Origin of the sequence: Rhizobium sp. Root274 (assembly GCF_001429245.1) — a bacterium.
Classification (GTDB): domain Bacteria; phylum Pseudomonadota; class Alphaproteobacteria; order Rhizobiales; family Rhizobiaceae; genus Allorhizobium.
On sequence record NZ_LMJE01000001.1, the window covers coordinates 214,484 to 230,227 of the forward strand.

General features: G+C 60.8%; 11 protein-coding genes. 7 read left to right on the top strand and 4 right to left on the bottom strand.

What is annotated here, in order from left to right:
* Nucleotides 1-46 precede the first annotated feature (46 nt).
* The gene (locus tag ASE36_RS01195) at nt 47-1,090 is read right to left on the bottom strand and encodes a class I SAM-dependent methyltransferase (protein WP_062274787.1); all 1,044 of its coding nucleotides are present in this window, start codon (nt 1,088-1,090) and stop codon (nt 47-49) included.
* A 167-nt stretch (nt 1,091-1,257) separates the two neighbouring features.
* On the opposite strand from ASE36_RS01195, the gene ASE36_RS01200 reads away from it, so the two are divergent.
* Complete coding sequence (locus ASE36_RS01200; RefSeq protein ID WP_244484371.1) at nt 1,258-3,321, top strand: putative bifunctional diguanylate cyclase/phosphodiesterase; 2,064 nt, start codon at nt 1,258-1,260, stop codon at nt 3,319-3,321.
* Between the two features lie 107 nt (nt 3,322-3,428).
* Nucleotides 3,429-4,571 carry a cyclic nucleotide-binding domain-containing protein gene (locus ASE36_RS01205; RefSeq protein ID WP_062611226.1) on the top strand — a complete coding sequence of 381 codons (1,143 nt, stop codon included), beginning with the start codon at nt 3,429-3,431 and terminating at the stop codon, nt 4,569-4,571.
* A 65-nt stretch (nt 4,572-4,636) separates the two neighbouring features.
* Here ASE36_RS01205 and parC read toward each other — a convergent pair whose 3' ends face one another.
* Entirely contained in the window at nt 4,637-6,913 is a 2,277-nt protein-coding gene (gene parC / locus ASE36_RS01210; RefSeq protein ID WP_062274793.1) for a DNA topoisomerase IV subunit A, read from the bottom strand.
* A gap of 211 nt (nt 6,914-7,124) precedes the next feature.
* Here parC and ASE36_RS01215 point away from each other — a divergent pair, with 211 nt between their 5' ends.
* Nucleotides 7,125-8,318: a hypothetical protein gene (locus ASE36_RS01215; protein ID WP_062274796.1), complete on the top strand. Its 1,194-nt coding sequence runs from the start codon at nt 7,125-7,127 to the stop codon at nt 8,316-8,318.
* 124 nt (nt 8,319-8,442) lie between these two features.
* On the opposite strand, the gene aspS is transcribed toward ASE36_RS01215, so the two are convergent.
* Complete coding sequence (gene aspS, locus ASE36_RS01220) at nt 8,443-10,233, bottom strand: aspartate--tRNA ligase (protein WP_062274799.1); 1,791 nt, start codon at nt 10,231-10,233, stop codon at nt 8,443-8,445.
* Between the two features lie 401 nt (nt 10,234-10,634).
* On the opposite strand from aspS, the gene ASE36_RS01225 reads away from it, so the two are divergent.
* Nucleotides 10,635-12,248: an AAA family ATPase gene (locus tag ASE36_RS01225; RefSeq protein ID WP_082510731.1), complete on the top strand. Its 1,614-nt coding sequence runs from the start codon at nt 10,635-10,637 to the stop codon at nt 12,246-12,248.
* A 93-nt stretch (nt 12,249-12,341) separates the two neighbouring features.
* On the opposite strand, the gene ASE36_RS01230 is transcribed toward ASE36_RS01225, so the two are convergent.
* The gene (locus tag ASE36_RS01230) at nt 12,342-12,944 is read right to left on the bottom strand and encodes a TetR/AcrR family transcriptional regulator (protein WP_062274805.1); all 603 of its coding nucleotides are present in this window, start codon (nt 12,942-12,944) and stop codon (nt 12,342-12,344) included.
* A gap of 104 nt (nt 12,945-13,048) precedes the next feature.
* Here ASE36_RS01230 and ASE36_RS01235 point away from each other — a divergent pair, with 104 nt between their 5' ends.
* The 3 genes from ASE36_RS01235 (at nt 13,049) to ASE36_RS01245 (ending at nt 15,725) form a co-directional block, all read left to right on the top strand.
* Complete coding sequence (locus tag ASE36_RS01235; protein WP_062274808.1) at nt 13,049-13,480, top strand: ABA4-like family protein; 432 nt, start codon at nt 13,049-13,051, stop codon at nt 13,478-13,480.
* Between the two features lie 3 nt (nt 13,481-13,483).
* Entirely contained in the window at nt 13,484-14,332 is an 849-nt protein-coding gene (locus tag ASE36_RS01240) for a hypothetical protein (protein ID WP_062274811.1), read from the top strand.
* Between the two features lie 154 nt (nt 14,333-14,486).
* On the top strand, nt 14,487-15,725 hold the full coding sequence (locus ASE36_RS01245) for an MFS transporter (RefSeq protein WP_062274813.1): 1,239 nt from the start codon (nt 14,487-14,489) through the stop codon (nt 15,723-15,725).
* Nucleotides 15,726-15,744: the final 19 nt, after the last annotated feature.

A 15,744-nucleotide genomic window follows, 5' to 3' on the forward strand; every position in this document is an offset into this window, starting at 1 on the left:
GTGATCTCCCCGCTTCCGAAGGCAAGCGGGGAGATGCATTTTCGTCTCAGGACAGCTTGCGGATGATGCCGTAGACGATGTTCTTGTTGGCGCCGTAGCGGATGCTGCATTCGACATCGAGGCCTTCGGTCGTGGCGCGCATGATCCGCCACATGTCCTCTTCCGAACGGAGCAGCAGCGCCCAGTTCATGAAGGTTTCCATGTAGCCGTCATCCGGGATCTCGTCGGCGAAGTTGGCGAAGAGGAAGGTGCCGTGCGGCTTCAGCATCTGCAGGCAGCGCTGCGACAGCTTGATGGCCACTTCGTCGGCCAGATAGTCGTAGAGGCCGGCAGCGTAGATGAAGTCGAAGGTGCCGAGCGTCTGCGAGCGCTTTAGAATGGTGCCGACGGAGCCGTTCACGGCCTCAACCACAGTCCCGGCATATTCGCTTGCCACGGCCCCCACGCTCAGCGGGTCCTGATCGAGAGCGACCCAGCGCTTGACTGTCTTGTCTTTGAGGGCCTGCGACATGGCGGCTTCCCGCAGATGGCCTGATGCGATGGTCAGGATCTCTGCTTCGCCACCGCGAGAGGATGCGACATCGTCAACCAGTTGAGCAAGTAGATCGCGTCGCTCGCGCACGGCCACGCAGGCTGGAGCCTGACTGACGAAGGAATGAACCGCCTTACCGAGGGGACTTGCCGCGTCCAGCAGAGGCTGAACCGATGGGTGCGCATAAATGAAATCCAGGAGACCGGCGTCCCCGGAATAGCCCCGCGGCTTTTCAAAGGACCAACGGGTGAAGGGATCTTCATGGCAGTAGCGCGCGACCGGGTGGTTCTGGGCAATCGGGATCAGCTGTTCCCAGATCTTGGGAGAGTAACGATTGCGCACGGCGTTCATGGCTGTGAACAGGCGCAGCATGATCTGGCCGATGGCGCCGTCCTGCAGGAATTGCTGTTCGGCGACCCGAAGATGAAGCGCGAGTTCGGCCCGTGCCTCGTCCAGTTCGCTGTCCCTGATGGCGTCTGTAGATGAGAAGACCTGCGACGCAATGGAGGCCGGGGTGATCAGGCTTTGACCATCGATTGCCATTTTCAATTCGCTCATCGTTCGCTCCATTTTAGTAAAATTCTATTTAAACCTTTTGTACACCATATTTGGGATTTGGATTACGTACAGCCCCATTCTGCCAAGATCTTAAAACGTAGTTAACGCTTGTGCCAGTTAACTCCATGCAGCGCGTCTGCAAGTGTGCAGCGTGGAAACGGGAGCACATGATGGACCGGGGCAACGATGAGCCAGATCTGGCGGAATCAAATGTGCCTTCTTCGTCACGCGGCATAGGCGCGCCTCCTGCGGGCAATCATGGGCTGACGGTCGAGCAAGGAACCCTGCTCACTGAAACCTTGTCCCCTGCCGCATTGAAGCGCCTGTACATGCGCTACCGCGGGACGGCGCAAATTCGCGAGACCCGACACGGACTTTGGCTAGCACTCGTCGTGTACCTGCTTTTCGGCATTGCAGACGCGATGCTGATTCCCGACGTCGCCGTAGGGACGATTACGGCGCGCTTTTCCGTCGCCATTACGTCTCTTATAGCTATGGAAGTCGTTGTCGCAGCGAACGCCTCGTCCAAATGGTCTGACCTTACCTGCGCAGTGACTGTCGTTGCAGCCTATCTGGCCTGGCTCCTTCCAGCAATGAAGACGGAAGTCCTAGAGACTTTCCGCTTCTACATGTATTTTGGCACCATCTTCATGATGAGTGCCAACCTGTTCTTCAACCTGTTCTTCCGGTTGTCCGTGGCGACCTCTGCCGCCATTATGCTGATCTTCTTTACAAGCCTCGCCTACGCACCCACCATTGGTTCTGACCAGCTGATGGTGCATGTGCTCTTCTATTTTTCCTGCTTCACCTTCACATCTTACGTGAACTGGAAGCTGAACAGGGAACGCTACAACGTCTTTCTCAATGCGCGGGAAGCAGCCCAGCAGCATGAGGAATCGGAGAAGCGAGGGGCAGCCCTCGAGCGCCTGTCCAACACGGACTACCTGACCGGCGTGGACAATCGTCGCGCTGTCGACAAGCGGTTGCGGGACCACTGGAGCAATTGGCAGAACGAGGGGACGAGCTTTGCGGTCATGCTCGTCGATGTCGACTTCTTCAAGAAGTATAACGACTTCTATGGTCATCAGGCCGGCGACCGCTGCCTTGTGATGGTGGCGTCTGCGCTCAGCGACATGCTGAAGCCGCTCAATGCGACTGTCGGACGCTACGGCGGCGAAGAGTTCATCGTGCTGTCGCGCGTAACGGGTCGCGAACAGGTCACGGCCCTTGCCGAAGTCATTCGCGCCACCGTTGAAGATCTGGCGCTCGTGCATGACCAGCGTCGAGACGGTCAGGCCGTGGTCACGGTCAGCGTGGGTGCCGCCTACACCCGGGCACAGACCGGGCCGAAGCTCGAGCGCATCATCAACGAAGCCGACCGCGCGCTTTATTCCGCCAAGGCCAACGGTCGCAACTGCGTGCGCCTGTTCGATCCCAACGATCCGCTCAGCAGCGACGACAACGAAAACATCGCTGCCACCCTGCGCATGGCGATCCGCAACGATCTCGTGCATCTCGTCTACCAGCCGATCCAGAACATGCGAACAGGCCGGGTCGAGGGCGTAGAATCGCTGATGCGCCTGAAGATGATCGATGGCACGCCACTGTCGCCGGGGCAGTTCATTCCCGTGGCAGAGCGCACCGGTGCCATTCTTGAACTCGGCCTATGGGCGATCCGCCGCGCCTGCACCGAAGTGCTGGCGCCGGGTCTTGTGCCGCTGGCCAGCGTCAATGTGTCAGCGATCCAGCTCAAGTCGCGCGGGTTCGCCCTCGCCGTCTCGACGATCCTCGAAGAAACCGGCGTGTCGGGCTCGCAGCTTGCCTTCGAGATCACCGAGGGCATCGACATGGAAGGCCAGTCGGACGTCATCCGCTGCATCACCGATCTGCAGGCACTCGGCATCCGCATCTGGCTCGACGATTTCGGCACCGGCTTTGCCGGCCTCTCGTGGCTGCGCCTCTTCCCGTTCGATACGGTGAAGATCGACCGCTCCTTCCTTCAGGACGCCCGCCGTCCCGCCGGTCGCGCCATGCTGGAGGACATCATCCGGCTCATTCGCAATCGCGGCCTGAAGATCCTGATCGAGGGTCTGGAAACAGCCGATCACGTGGACCTGATGCACGAGCTCGGGATCGAACTCGGCCAGGGTTATTATCTCGGTCGGCCCGTGCCGATCGAGGAGGTACGGATCAAGGCCGTGCCGCGGCTTGCTACCGTCGTCAGCCTGTGAAACTGCCCGTCGCCTGAACTGCTCCCAAACTTGGCCGATCCGTCGGCGCGATCTTGAGCACCGAAGCCGGTATATGGACACGTCCATACCTGTTCGGGGCCTTGATCATGACCATCGCGCAAACCGACATCCTGCGGGGAGCCCAGGAGTTTTCCGAAAAGCTTCTCAAACACACCGATATCCGCGTCAGCGAAAGCTATCTCGAAGGCTTCCGCCAGCGTGTCGATCCAGTGCGCTACGAGGCCGGCGAGGCCATTTTCAGCAAGGGCGATGACAGCAGCTTCGCGATCCTGATCGCCCAAGGCGAAATCGAAGTGTTTGCGCCTGATAGCGGCGACACGCTGGCGGTTGCCGGCGAAGGGGCCCTCATCGGAGAACTCGGCATGATCAGCGGTGATCCGCGCAGTGCGTCTGCCCGGGCGCGGACCTCCGTGCGGGGCTGGGTGATCGACCGGACCGATTACCGCGAATTTCTCAGCGACCGGCCTGAACTGGCCACCCTGTTCTTCCGCAAGATCTATGCTCAGCTCTCGGCCAGCTATGGCAAGCTGAAGGAGCAATTCGTGGCGCTGGAAGAGGCTGACCGCCGCTATCACGCCCTCGCCTTCATGTTTGTCACCATCGTTCTGATGGTGAATGCCTATGCTCTGGTGAATGCCCTGCTTCTCGGAAGCCTGCGGGCGACCCATCACGACGCGATGATCTTCTGGACATCAAGGGCGATGGAACTCTGGGGTGGCTTCATTCTCTGGGGGCTGACCGTGCGCTGTGGCCTCACCCGTCATGACATGGGCATAAGACGAGCCAATCTCGGGCGCTCCATCCTCGTCGGCGTCCTCATCAGCCTGCCGGCCCTCGCCGCCATGGCCTATTTCCGCACGCGGCTCTATCCGCAGCTTTCAGGCACACCGCTCATCGATCCGGCGCTGATCAGCTTCAGTGTCTATACCTATATCCTGATCGCTGCCTTGCAGGAGTGGATCTGTCGCGGTGTGTTTCTGACCTCGATTGCCAAGCTGATGCCGGGCCGAACCCGCCCGGCTGCGGCCGTGCTAATCTCATCCCTGGTGTTCTCGACGCTCCACCTGCACTACTCGTCGTCCCTCGCCGTGGTCGCGCTGGTGACGGGGATCGTGTGGGGCTGGCTCTTCCTCGCCTATCGCAATCTGGCCGGCCCTGTCGTCTCGCATTTCATCCTCGGCAATGCCGCGACCCTGATGGGCATCTGGGCGATCTGGGAAGGTGGTTGAGCCAGAGACGAAAGAAGCCGCCCGCTTTCGCGACCGGCTTTCTTTCTCGACATCTCAGGTCCGGCTCAGCCGGCGAACTTGCCGCTGCGCGGGAAACCCTTCGGCACAGAGCGGCCGGCGGTGGCGCGGTCACCCAGCCACTCGATCAGTTCGTCCTTGGTTTTTGTGAAGGTGCGCCCTGCCGAATCCGCCCAGGTCAGGCCGTCGGCAATCGCGAAGCACTTCACGTCGGAAATGCCGCCGTCCTTGTAGCGCTGCAGGCGGACGCCCTTGCCACGGGTCATTTCCGGGATCTGGGCGAGCGGGAAAGCCAGCATCTTGCGGTTCTCGCCGACGACGGCGACATGGTCGCCACTGACGGGCACCACGAGTTTCGCCTCATCCGGCATGCCGACATTCATCACCTGCTTGCCCTTGCGGGTGTTGGCGACCACCTCCCCTTCCGGCACGACGAAGCCGTTGCCGGCGGTCGAGACGAAGAGCAGCTTGCGGGTCGCGTCATGGACGAAGGCGGTCAGCACGTCTTGGTCGTTTTCCATGTCGACGATAATGCGCAAGGGTTCGCCATGGCCACGGCCACCCGGCAGCTTGTCGCCGCCGAGCGTGTAGACTTTGCCGCCCGTTGTCACGAGCAGGATCTTGTCGGTCGTCTGGGCCGGGAACGCTACCTTCAGCCCGTCGCCTTCCTTGAAGGTTAGCGACGAGGTATCGGAGATGTGGCCCTTGAGTGCACGGATCCAGCCCTTTTCCGAGATGACGACGGTGATCGGTTCCTTCTCGATCATTGCTTGCTGGATTGCTTCGACATCGGCGTCCGGCGCATCGGCAAACAGCGTGCGGCGGCGGCCAAGCTCGGTTGCCTTGGCGTATTTCTTCTTCACCTCGCCGATTTCCCAGGCGACGGTCTGCCACTGCTTGTCGGTTGAGGCGAGCAGCGATTCGATCTCGGCCTTCTCGGCCGAGAGCTCATCATGCTCCTTGCGGATCTCGAATTCCTCTAGCTTGCGCAGGTTTCTCAGCCGCATGTTGAGGATGGCTTCGGCCTGAACGTCGGTCAGATCCCATTTGGCGATCATCACCGGCTTCGGCTCGTCCTCCTCGCGGATGATGCGGATCACCTCGTCGAGGTTGAGATAAGCGATCAGAAGGCCGCCCAGGATTTCCAGGCGGCGGTCGATGGCAGCCAGGCGGAACTTCGACCGGCGAACGAGCACGTCCTTGCGGTGCTCCAGCCACTCGGTCAGCACCTCATTGAGGGCCATGACCTTCGGCACCTTGCCCTGGGACAAGACGTTCATATTGAGCGGAATGCGGCTTTCAAGCTCGGTGAGCTTGAACAGCGATTCCATCAACAGGGTCGCGTCCACCGTGCGGCTCTTCGGCACGATGACGACGCGCACGTCTTCGGCGCTCTCGTCGCGGATGTCTTCCAGGAGCGGCAAGCGGCGGGCGATCAGCAGTTCAGCGATCTTCTCGATCAGGCGCGACTTCTGCACCTGGAAGGGGATCTGGGTGATGACGATCTGGTACCCGCCGCGACCGAGATCCTCGATCTCCCACTTGGCGCGCACGCGAAAACCGCCGCGACCGGTGCGGTAGGTTTCGAGCATCGACGCGCGGCTCTCGACGATGATACCGCCAGTCGGGAAGTCGGGCCCCTCGATGCCGCCGCGCTCCGGATGGGCCGGATCGGCAAACAGCTCTTCGACGGAGGCGCCGGGGTTCTTGATCAGGTAAAGCGCTGCATCGCAGAGTTCATGGGCATTGTGCGGCGGGATGGAGGTTGCCATGCCGACCGCGATGCCGGAGGAGCCGTTGGCGAGCAGGTTCGGGAAGGCGCCGGGCATGACGACGGGTTCGTCGTCTTCCTCGTTATAGGTCGGGCGGAAATCCACCGCGTCCTGATCGATCCCTTCGAGCAGAAGTGCCGCGACATCGGTCATGCGGGCTTCGGTGTAACGATAGGCCGCCGCACTGTCGCCGTCGATATTGCCGAAGTTGCCCTGCCCGTCGACGATCGGATAACGCTGGGAGAAATCCTGCGCGAGACGCACCAAGGCATCATAGACCGACTGGTCGCCATGCGGGTGAAACTTACCGATGACGTCACCGACGATACGGGCGCATTTCTTGAAGGCCGAGTTCGGCCGAATGCCCATTTCGCTCATCGCGTGGATGATGCGGCGATGCACGGGTTTCAACCCGTCGCGAACGTCCGGCAGCGCGCGATGCATGATGGTCGAGAGCGCATAGGCGAGATAGCGCTCTTCGAGCGCCGCCTTCAGATCGACCGGCTGAATGTTGTCGCCACCCTCATCGGGCGGAAGCTGATTTTTCCCCATGGGTCTCACCTAGCGGAGATGGGCCTGAACGGCAAGGAATCCGGGGGCTCTGCCTGTGGATTATGCTGTTGTGACCGTCATCACCGAGGAAGAGGCAAGCGCGTTTCGGCGTCGAAAATCGGTGGAAGCAGATTTCAAACCCACTTATATGTAGCTGCCATTCTAAGACCTGCGCCTGGCGGCGCGGATCAGCCACAGAGGACGACGTCTCATGAGCTTGCACCATTCCACCCGCATCCTTCTTGCAGGGGCTGCCGTCTGCGGCCTCTCCGCCCAGGCCTTTGCGCTCGATGGCGCCGATTTGCTGAAGAAGATCAATGCTTCCTATGCCGCCGGTGGCACCGTAATCACGGCCGACACGATCGAGGTCAACGGCGAAGACGTGGTGCTGAAGGGCGTGAAGTTCGGCCCGGACAAAGGCGCTGAGACGCCATTGAAGCTCGACGAGCTCACACTGCAGGGTGTGACCGAAGAAGACGGCGGCGCCTACTACATCGAGCGCGTCGACTTTCCCGAAGTGAACATGACGGAAGAGAAATCGACCTTCTCCGTCAGCGATCTCTACCTCGCGGGCATCTACGTGCCGGGCGACACCAAGGCCGAAGGCATCGATTCGCTGATGTTCTACGAAGAAGCCCATAGCGGCCCGGTCAAGGTGACGGTTGACGGCAAGCCGGTCTTCTCGATGAGCGAAGCCACCGGTACGATGAGCCTTTCCGACGACGAGACGACTATCTCCTTCGAAGGTTCGGCGACCGGCGTCAATGCCGACCTCACCAGCGTCGAAGACGCCAAGAGCAAGGAAATGATCGACGCGCTCGGCCTGCAGACGCTGAATGGCAATCTGAACATGTCGGGCAGCTGGGAAGTGGAAACCGGCACGATCGATGTCGAGGACTATTCGATCGACTTCGCCAATGTCGGCAAGCTCTCCATGTCCTTCGGCATTTCCGGCTACACGCTCGACCTCGTCAAGCAGATGCAGGAGCAGGCGCGCACCATGCAGGCGCAGCCGGAGAACCAGCAGGCGCAGCAGGCCGCCGGCCTTGCCATGCTCGGCCTCGTGCAGCAGCTGTCGCTGATCAACGCCAAGATCCGCTTCGATGATGCCGGAATTACCAAGCGCGGCCTCGACTATGCCGGCAAGAGCCAGGGCACCGACGGCGCCCAGATGGGCCAGATGGTGAAGGCCATGGTGCCGATGCTGCTCGCCCAGGCCAAGCTCGGCGCGTTGCAGAACGAAGTCTCTGCCGCGGTCAACACCTATATCGACGATCCGAAAGCACTGACGATCGTTGCCGCACCGACCAACCCGGTCGCCTTCCCAATGATCATGGGTGCCGCCATGGGTGCGCCGGAAACCATCCCGACCCTGATCGGCGTCAAGGTGACGGCAAACGATTGATCCAGCCGGGTTTGGAATGAAGGAGGCCCGCCCGCGAAAGCGGCCGGGCCTTTTTTACATCATCGGGGCAAAAGAAAAGGCCGGGATCGCTCCCGGCCTTGTCCATTCAGATCGTCAGAACCGATCAGTCCTTCTTCGGCTGCGGCACGACGCGGAGCGCCAGTTCGCGCAGCTGCGTCGGGGTTGCCGGCGACGGGGCATTCATCAGCAGGTCCTGGGCCTGCTGGTTCATCGGGAAGATCGAAATTTCGCGCAGGTTCTTTGCGCCGACCAGGAGCATGACCACGCGGTCGATGCCGAAGGCGCAGCCGCCATGCGGAGGTGCGCCGTACTGGAAGGCACGGTAGAGGCCGCCGAAACGCTCTTCCACGTCTGCCTGGCTGAGGCCCACCTTCTCAAACGCCTTGACCATCAGCTCCGGCGACTGGTTACGGATCGAGCCCGAGGCGATCTCGAAGCCGTTGCAGACGGCGTCATACTGGTAGGCCTTGAGATCCAGCGGATCCTGGCTTTCGAGCGCTTCCAAGCCGCCCTGCGGCATCGAGAAGGGGTTGTGGGCGAAATCGATCTTCTTTTCTTCCTCGCTCCATTCGTAGAAGGGGAAGTCGACGATCCAGCACATTTCGAAACGGTCGCGGTCGACGAGATTCAGCTCCTCGCCGGCGCGGGTGCGGGCTTCGCCGGCAAACTTGTAGAACTTGGCCGGATCACCGGCGACGAAGAAGGCGGCGTCGCCGGCTTCAAGGCCGAGCTGGGTGCGGATCGCTTCCGTGCGCTCTTCGCCGATGTTCTTGGCGAGCGGTCCGGAGCCGGCGATCTTGCCGTCTTCTTCCTTCCAAAAGATATAGCCGAGTCCCGGCTGGCCCTGGCCTTGCGCCCAGGCGTTCATGCGGTCGCAGAATGCGCGTGAGCCGCCGGTCTTGGCCGGGATCGCCCAGATCTCGACCTTCGGGTTCGAGGCGATCATGCCGGCGAAGACCTTGAAGCCCGAGTCGCGGAAATGGTCGGTGACGGCCTGCATCTCGATCGGGTTGCGCAGGTCCGGCTTGTCGGAGCCATACTTGCGGATCGCGACATCATAGGGAATGCGCGGCCATTTCTTGGTGACCGGCTTGCCTTCGGCGAACTGTTCGAAGACCGAGGTCATCATAGGCTCCATCGTTTCCCAGATCTCTTCCTGGGTGACGAAGCTCATTTCGACGTCGAGCTGGTAGAATTCGCCCGGCAGACGGTCGGCGCGCGGGTCTTCATCGCGGAAGCAGGGCGCGATCTGGAAATAGCGGTCGAAACCGGCGACCATCAGGAGCTGCTTGTACTGCTGCGGCGCCTGCGGCAGCGCGAAGAACTTGCCTTCGTGAATACGCGAGGGAACGAGGAAGTCGCGTGCGCCTTCCGGCGAGGAGGCCGTCAGGATCGGCGTGGTGAATTCGGCAAAACCGGCAGCGCCCATGCCAGCGCGCATGGCCGAGACGATCTGGGTGCGCTTGACGATGTTCTTGTGCAGCGTCTCGCGACGGAGATCCAGGAAGCGATACTTCAGGCGCACGTCTTCCGGATAATCGGGCTCGCCGAAGACCGGCAGCGGCAGTTCCTTAGCGGCCGAGAGAACCTCGATTTCCTGGGCGTAAAGCTCGATCTCGCCGGTGGCCATCGCCTTGTTGGTGGTCTCTTCCGAACGGGCCTTGACGAGGCCATCGATGCGGATGACCCATTCGCCGCGCACGGTTTCGGCCAGCTTGAAGGCCGGGCTATCCGGATCGGCCACGACCTGGGTAATGCCGTAATGGTCGCGCAGGTCGATGAAAAGCACGCCGCCATGGTCGCGGACACGGTGGACCCAGCCGGAAAGACGGACGGTCTGCCCGACATCGGACTTGCGAAGGGCGGCACAGGTGTGGCTGCGGTAAGGATGCATGGTCAAGTTTCCCGAATGTGACGGTCGTCAAGGCACCATCATGGGAGGCGCGCGACCGATAGAAAATCGGGCGGAAAAGCGCATGGTGTGGCTGATTTGTCAAGGCTGCGTGGCGTGGGGCCTGGCGTCGGGTGAATTTGGCGGGAGCTGGTAGGAGCAGTTTGGCGGCGGTCGGGTCGGACGTGAACCGTCCGATGTTGGGGTGCCGAACGCGAAAGCCGACATCCAGGCATCAGGCGCGGTTACCCGAGTTCAGCCCGACGGAGATAACCGATGCACTCTCGTCAAAATGGCTTGCGCTTATAGGCGTGTCATGGACGCCCTCTTTTGCATCAATTTGCATTAGTATAACAAGGTTTACAACCCTGAATTAAGAGTCACCAGTTGTCGGAGGCCTGCTGATGTCATTTTCGCTTACTGTTCCGCTCTCTGTTGGAGAGTCCCTGAACTTCACTGTAGCACTGGGAGAGGTAGTATTTGTCTTGGGGGCGAATGGGACCGGCAAGTCAAGTCTCTTGCAACGTTTCTATGCTGCCAATCATGGAAGAGCACGACGTATTTCTGCGCACCGGCAAACTTGGTTTCAATCAAACGCAATGACCATGTCTGCCCATGATAAGAAGAGTACAGAAAACAGCATCTCAAGCGTAGACACCACCCCTCAATCCCGCTGGATGGACAATTATTCGGCTCAGCGTGCAAGTGTCGCCATCTACGATCTGATCGACGCCGAAAATGTGCGCGCTAGAGGCATTGCGGATGCAGTTGATGCCAACAACATCGACCTAGCGCGTCAATTGTCAAAGCATGACGCTCCCATAAAAGTAATCAATGAGCTCCTGAAATTATCCAACATTCCTATCGAAATTAGTGTTAGAGAGTCCGAGCAGGTAATGGCCAGCAGAAATGGTGGACCACAGTACAGCATCGCAGAGCTGTCCGATGGCGAGCGGAATGCCCTCCTCATCGCTGCCAATGTCCTTACTGCGAAACCGGAGACAATCCTGTTTATCGATGAGCCTGAGAGACACCTCCACCGGTCCATCATCTCACCTCTTTTGACCATCTTGTTTTCACGACGTGACGACTGTGCGTTCGTCGTATCTACCCACGACGTCATGCTCCCGCTCGACAATCCTGACGCCCGGACCCTGCTGGTAAGGGGATGCACATATCAGCACTCTCAAGTAGTGGACTGGGACGCCGATCTCGTAACAACTGACACAGAAATAGACGAGCAGTTGAAACAAGATATTCTTGGTAGTCGCCGGAAGCTCCTATTCGTCGAGGGGACGGAACAGAGCCTAGATAAGCCGCTCTACAGTTTGCTGTTTCCGCAGGTATCCGTAATTCCGAAAGCGAGTTGTCGTGACGTCGAGCATTCGGTCTCTAGCATCCGTGATGCCCAAAGCCTTCACCGGCTTCATGCCTTCGGTATCGTGGACAATGATCGGCGAACAGAAGCAAATATCAATGAACTGAAAGACAAGGGCGTATATGCTGTTCCTGTCTACGCAGTCGAGTCTCTATACTACCACGACGACGTGCTGCAGCGTCTGGCGGCACGGCAGCAAACGCTAACCGGTGCCGACGCCGTTCAATCTTTGGAGCTGGCTAAATCTTCAGCTATCGATGCGATCCTTCCGCATATTAAACGTCTAAGCGAACGGGTGGTCGAAGCGTCCATCCGGCAAGATCTCATGAGCAAGCTCCCGAAGCGGGCTGACATCGCTCACGCGCAACCACTTAATGTAACCATTGATGTTCCCGCTGTCGTCGCTGCGGAGGTCTCGCGATTGACGGAAGCCTGCAAGGCCGCTGATCTCACCGCCGTGATTGCCCGTTACCCTGTCCGGGAGACGCCTGCCCTGGATCGAATTGCGACGAGCTTAGGCTTCCAAGGGAGGTCGCAGTACGAGAGCGCCGTCAGGAGGTTGCTGATGGACGATGGCGCTGCCCTCGCAGTGCTGCAGAACCTTTTCGCCACACTGAAGGACGATATCGACGCGAGTTGATTCACGGGAATGACCGGTTCGGCGGTCACTTCGAACAAGGTACTCTTATCGGTCGCGGTGCTTAGTCGCAGCAGAGATGAAGGGGTAGCCCCCTCACTCCGGCAAAAGCACACTCGCCAGATCCAGCGGCGGCGCAAACGGTTCACAACCCGTGCCATCCTCCCGCTGCAGCTTGCCGTCGATCATCAGATGGGCGTGACCGTGGATCTGCGACCATACGAGCTGCTCGACGGCGGCTCTGCCCTCCTGCGTGTCCAGCTTCATGCGCTTTGCGACCGGCCTCGATATTTCCTCCAGCACCGCACGTGCCGCGTTGGCGGGCTGGGCCATGGCCGGGTCGTCCCAGTCGAGGCGGTTGGCGGTGAACATCAAGCGAAACAGATGCGGGTGGGTCGTGGCAAAGGCGAGGTAGCCTCGGGCGGCGGCGCGTAGCTGTTCGGCCGGATCATCGGCGGCTTCCGCCATCGCGCTACGCATCGAGGCGGCGAAAAGGCGAAAACCTTCGATCGCAAAGGCCGTCATCAGGTGGCGCAGGGTCGGAAAGTGATGTTCGGGCGCCGCATGGGAGACCCCGACGCGGGCGGCGAGCTTGCGCAGCGTCAGGCCTTCCAGTCCGTGCTCCTCCAGCATGGTGAGCCCCGTATCGATCAAAGCCTGGCGCAGGTCGCCGTGGTGATAGGATTTTTGCCGTGCCATGCCCCATGTCTAACCCCGCCTGCAGGTCTCTGTCAAAGTAATCTTGACAGTGACAAGTTTATGCGACATCTCTATCTTGTCGGTGCCTAGATCAGGAGAACGAGATGGATTTCGCGCAGGTGTTTTCGGTCGTAAGCTCTGCGGCCATGCTGGGATGGCTGGTGCTGATCCTCGCCCCGCGTCGGCCCTTCGTCATTCAGGCCCTTCGCCTGGGACTGGTCGGCGCCCTGTCGCTGACTTACGCGGTCCTGATCTTCGTCTATTTCTTCCGCGTCGACGGCGGCGGCTTTGGCTCGATTGCCGAGGTCCGCACGCTCTTCCTGAATGACGGCGTGCTCGTCGCCGGCTGGATCCATTACCTTGCCTTCGACCTCTTCGTAGGCTGCTGGATCGCCTCAGAAGCCGACAGGCTCGGCTGGAACCGGGTGGTTCAGGCGCCGGTCCTGGTCGTCACCTTTATGTTCGGGCCGATCGGCCTTCTCCTGTTCTTCATCATGCGGGCGAGCCAATCCGCCCTCGCAACGGCAAAGGCATAAGCCATGACGCTGATCTTCGACCAGACCACGCCGCTTACCGACTTATCGCCGGCATCGCTCTACCGTGCGGCTTCCGCGCACCGCCTCTTGCTGCTCGCGCTCGGTTTCCAGATCGCCCTTGCCGTGCCCTCGCTGATTGCGCTCGGCATCGACGACCGCCTGCTCAACGGCATCAGCGTCTGGATCAAACCGCTGAAATTCCAGCTGTCGCTCGCCGTGATGATGGCGACGCTGCTCTGGCTCCTGCCGCTGATTGATGAGCGGGCTCTCGCCAGTCGCGGCCTGTGGCTTGCCGCCTTCACGGCTGCGATGACCGCCATGGGCGAAATCGCCTATATCACCCTGCAGGCGGCGCGCGGACGGGCCTCGCATTTCAACGATTCCACGCCGATCGAAGCCACGATGTACAGCATCATGGGCATAGCGGCCGCGCTGCTGGTGCTCTCGGCCCTGGTGATCGGGGTCTATATTCTCACGCGCCCTTCCCCACTCGCCCCCGCGGGCCTGCGGCTTGGCGGCGGTTGGGGGCTGATCCTCGGTGCAATCCTGACGCTGATCACCGCCTTCGCGCTCGGCAGCGGCCAGATCGGCGGACCCGGCCACTGGGTCGGTGGTATCAGGACCGATGTCGGCGGCCTGCCACTGTTCGGCTGGTCGCGGACCGGGGGCGATCTGCGCGTGCCGCATTTCTTCGCCACCCATATCATGCAGGCGCTGCCGATCCTCGGCTTCGTGCTCGATCGCTTCCTGCCCGGACAGGCGAGGCTCGGCATTGCCGCCGGCGCCGTTGCCTCCATCGCCGTGGTCGCCGCCACCTTCGTGCAGGCTGTGAGGGCCGTGCCGTTTCTTTAACGCCGGTCATCTGACGTACGCATCCTCGGCACGTGTCACAAGACGACACGTGTCGTCATTTTAAGCCTGTCGTTCCCGGACAATCGGCGCTAGGTATTCTGCCCTGCCGCACCATCGACTCGTCCCCCTCCGTTGCGGCGGGCAGGTTTCCCCGATGAATGACATTCGACCGCTGATCCCTCTTCTCGTGACCGCCGGCATCCTGATCGGCGGCAACGGTCTGCAGGGCACCTTCATTTCGCTGCGTGCCCTCAACGAAGGGTTTAGCGCCTCCGTCGTCGGCATGATCGGCACCGGCTATTTCATCGGCTTCGTCATCGGCTGCGTCTATGTCACCAAGATCATGCGGGCGATCGGCCATATCCGCGCCTTCTCGGCGCTGGCCGCCATCGCGTCTGCCGCCTCGATCGTCATGGTTCTGGTCATCGATCCAGTCTCGTGGTTCCTGATGCGCCTCATCCAGGGCATCTGTTTCGCCGGCCTGTTCGCCGTGGTCGAAAGCTGGTTGAATGCCCGGGTCACCAATGCGACGCGCGCACGCACGCTGTCCGTCTATCGCTTCGTCGATCTCGGCTCGGTGACGGCGGCGCAGTATCTGATCCCGCTTTTCGGCGTCAGCGGCTTTGATCTCTTCGCCATCATTTCCATGGCATTGACGCTGTCGCTGGTGCCGATCTCCTTTGCCGACCGCACCAGCCCCGCCCCGCCGGAAGACGTCAAATTCGACATCAAGGTGCTGTGGTCGGTCTCGCCACTTGCGACCGTCGGCTGCATCGTCATCGGGCTCACCAATTCCAGCTTCCGTTCGCTGGGGCCAATCTATGCGGATGGTATCGGCATGTCGGTGACTGCGATCGCCACCTTCATGAGCGTCGGCATCTTTGCCGGCATCGTCCTGCAATATCCGCTCGGGCATTACTCGGACAAGCTCGACCGGCGCGTGATCATCCTCATCTCGGCGCTGGGCGCTCTCGTCGCCTGCGCCTATCTCGCCTTCTTTGCGGGCGACAGCGAGCTTGCCAATTTTGTCGGCATCTTCGCTTTCGGCGCCTTCGCCATGCCGCTCTACTCCTTGTGTTCGGCGCATGCCAATGATCATGCGGCGCCTGGCCAACACGCGCTGATCTCGGCCGGCACCCTCTTCTTCTGGTCGGTCGGCGCCGTCATCGGGCCACTCTTCGCCTCCTTCCTGATCGACGCCTTCGGCCCGCATGCGCTGTTTCTCTACATGATCGTCGTGCTGACCTTCTTCGTCGCCTATACGGTTGCGCGTATTTTCGCCCGCGAAGCCGTGCCGACGGAGCGGCGGCGCATGCGGTTCCGCAGCCTGCTGCGCACCTCCACCTTCTTCAGCAAACTCGCCACACCGCCCTCGGAAAAGGACGGCGGCTGAGGCCGGCGCCGACCTCTCC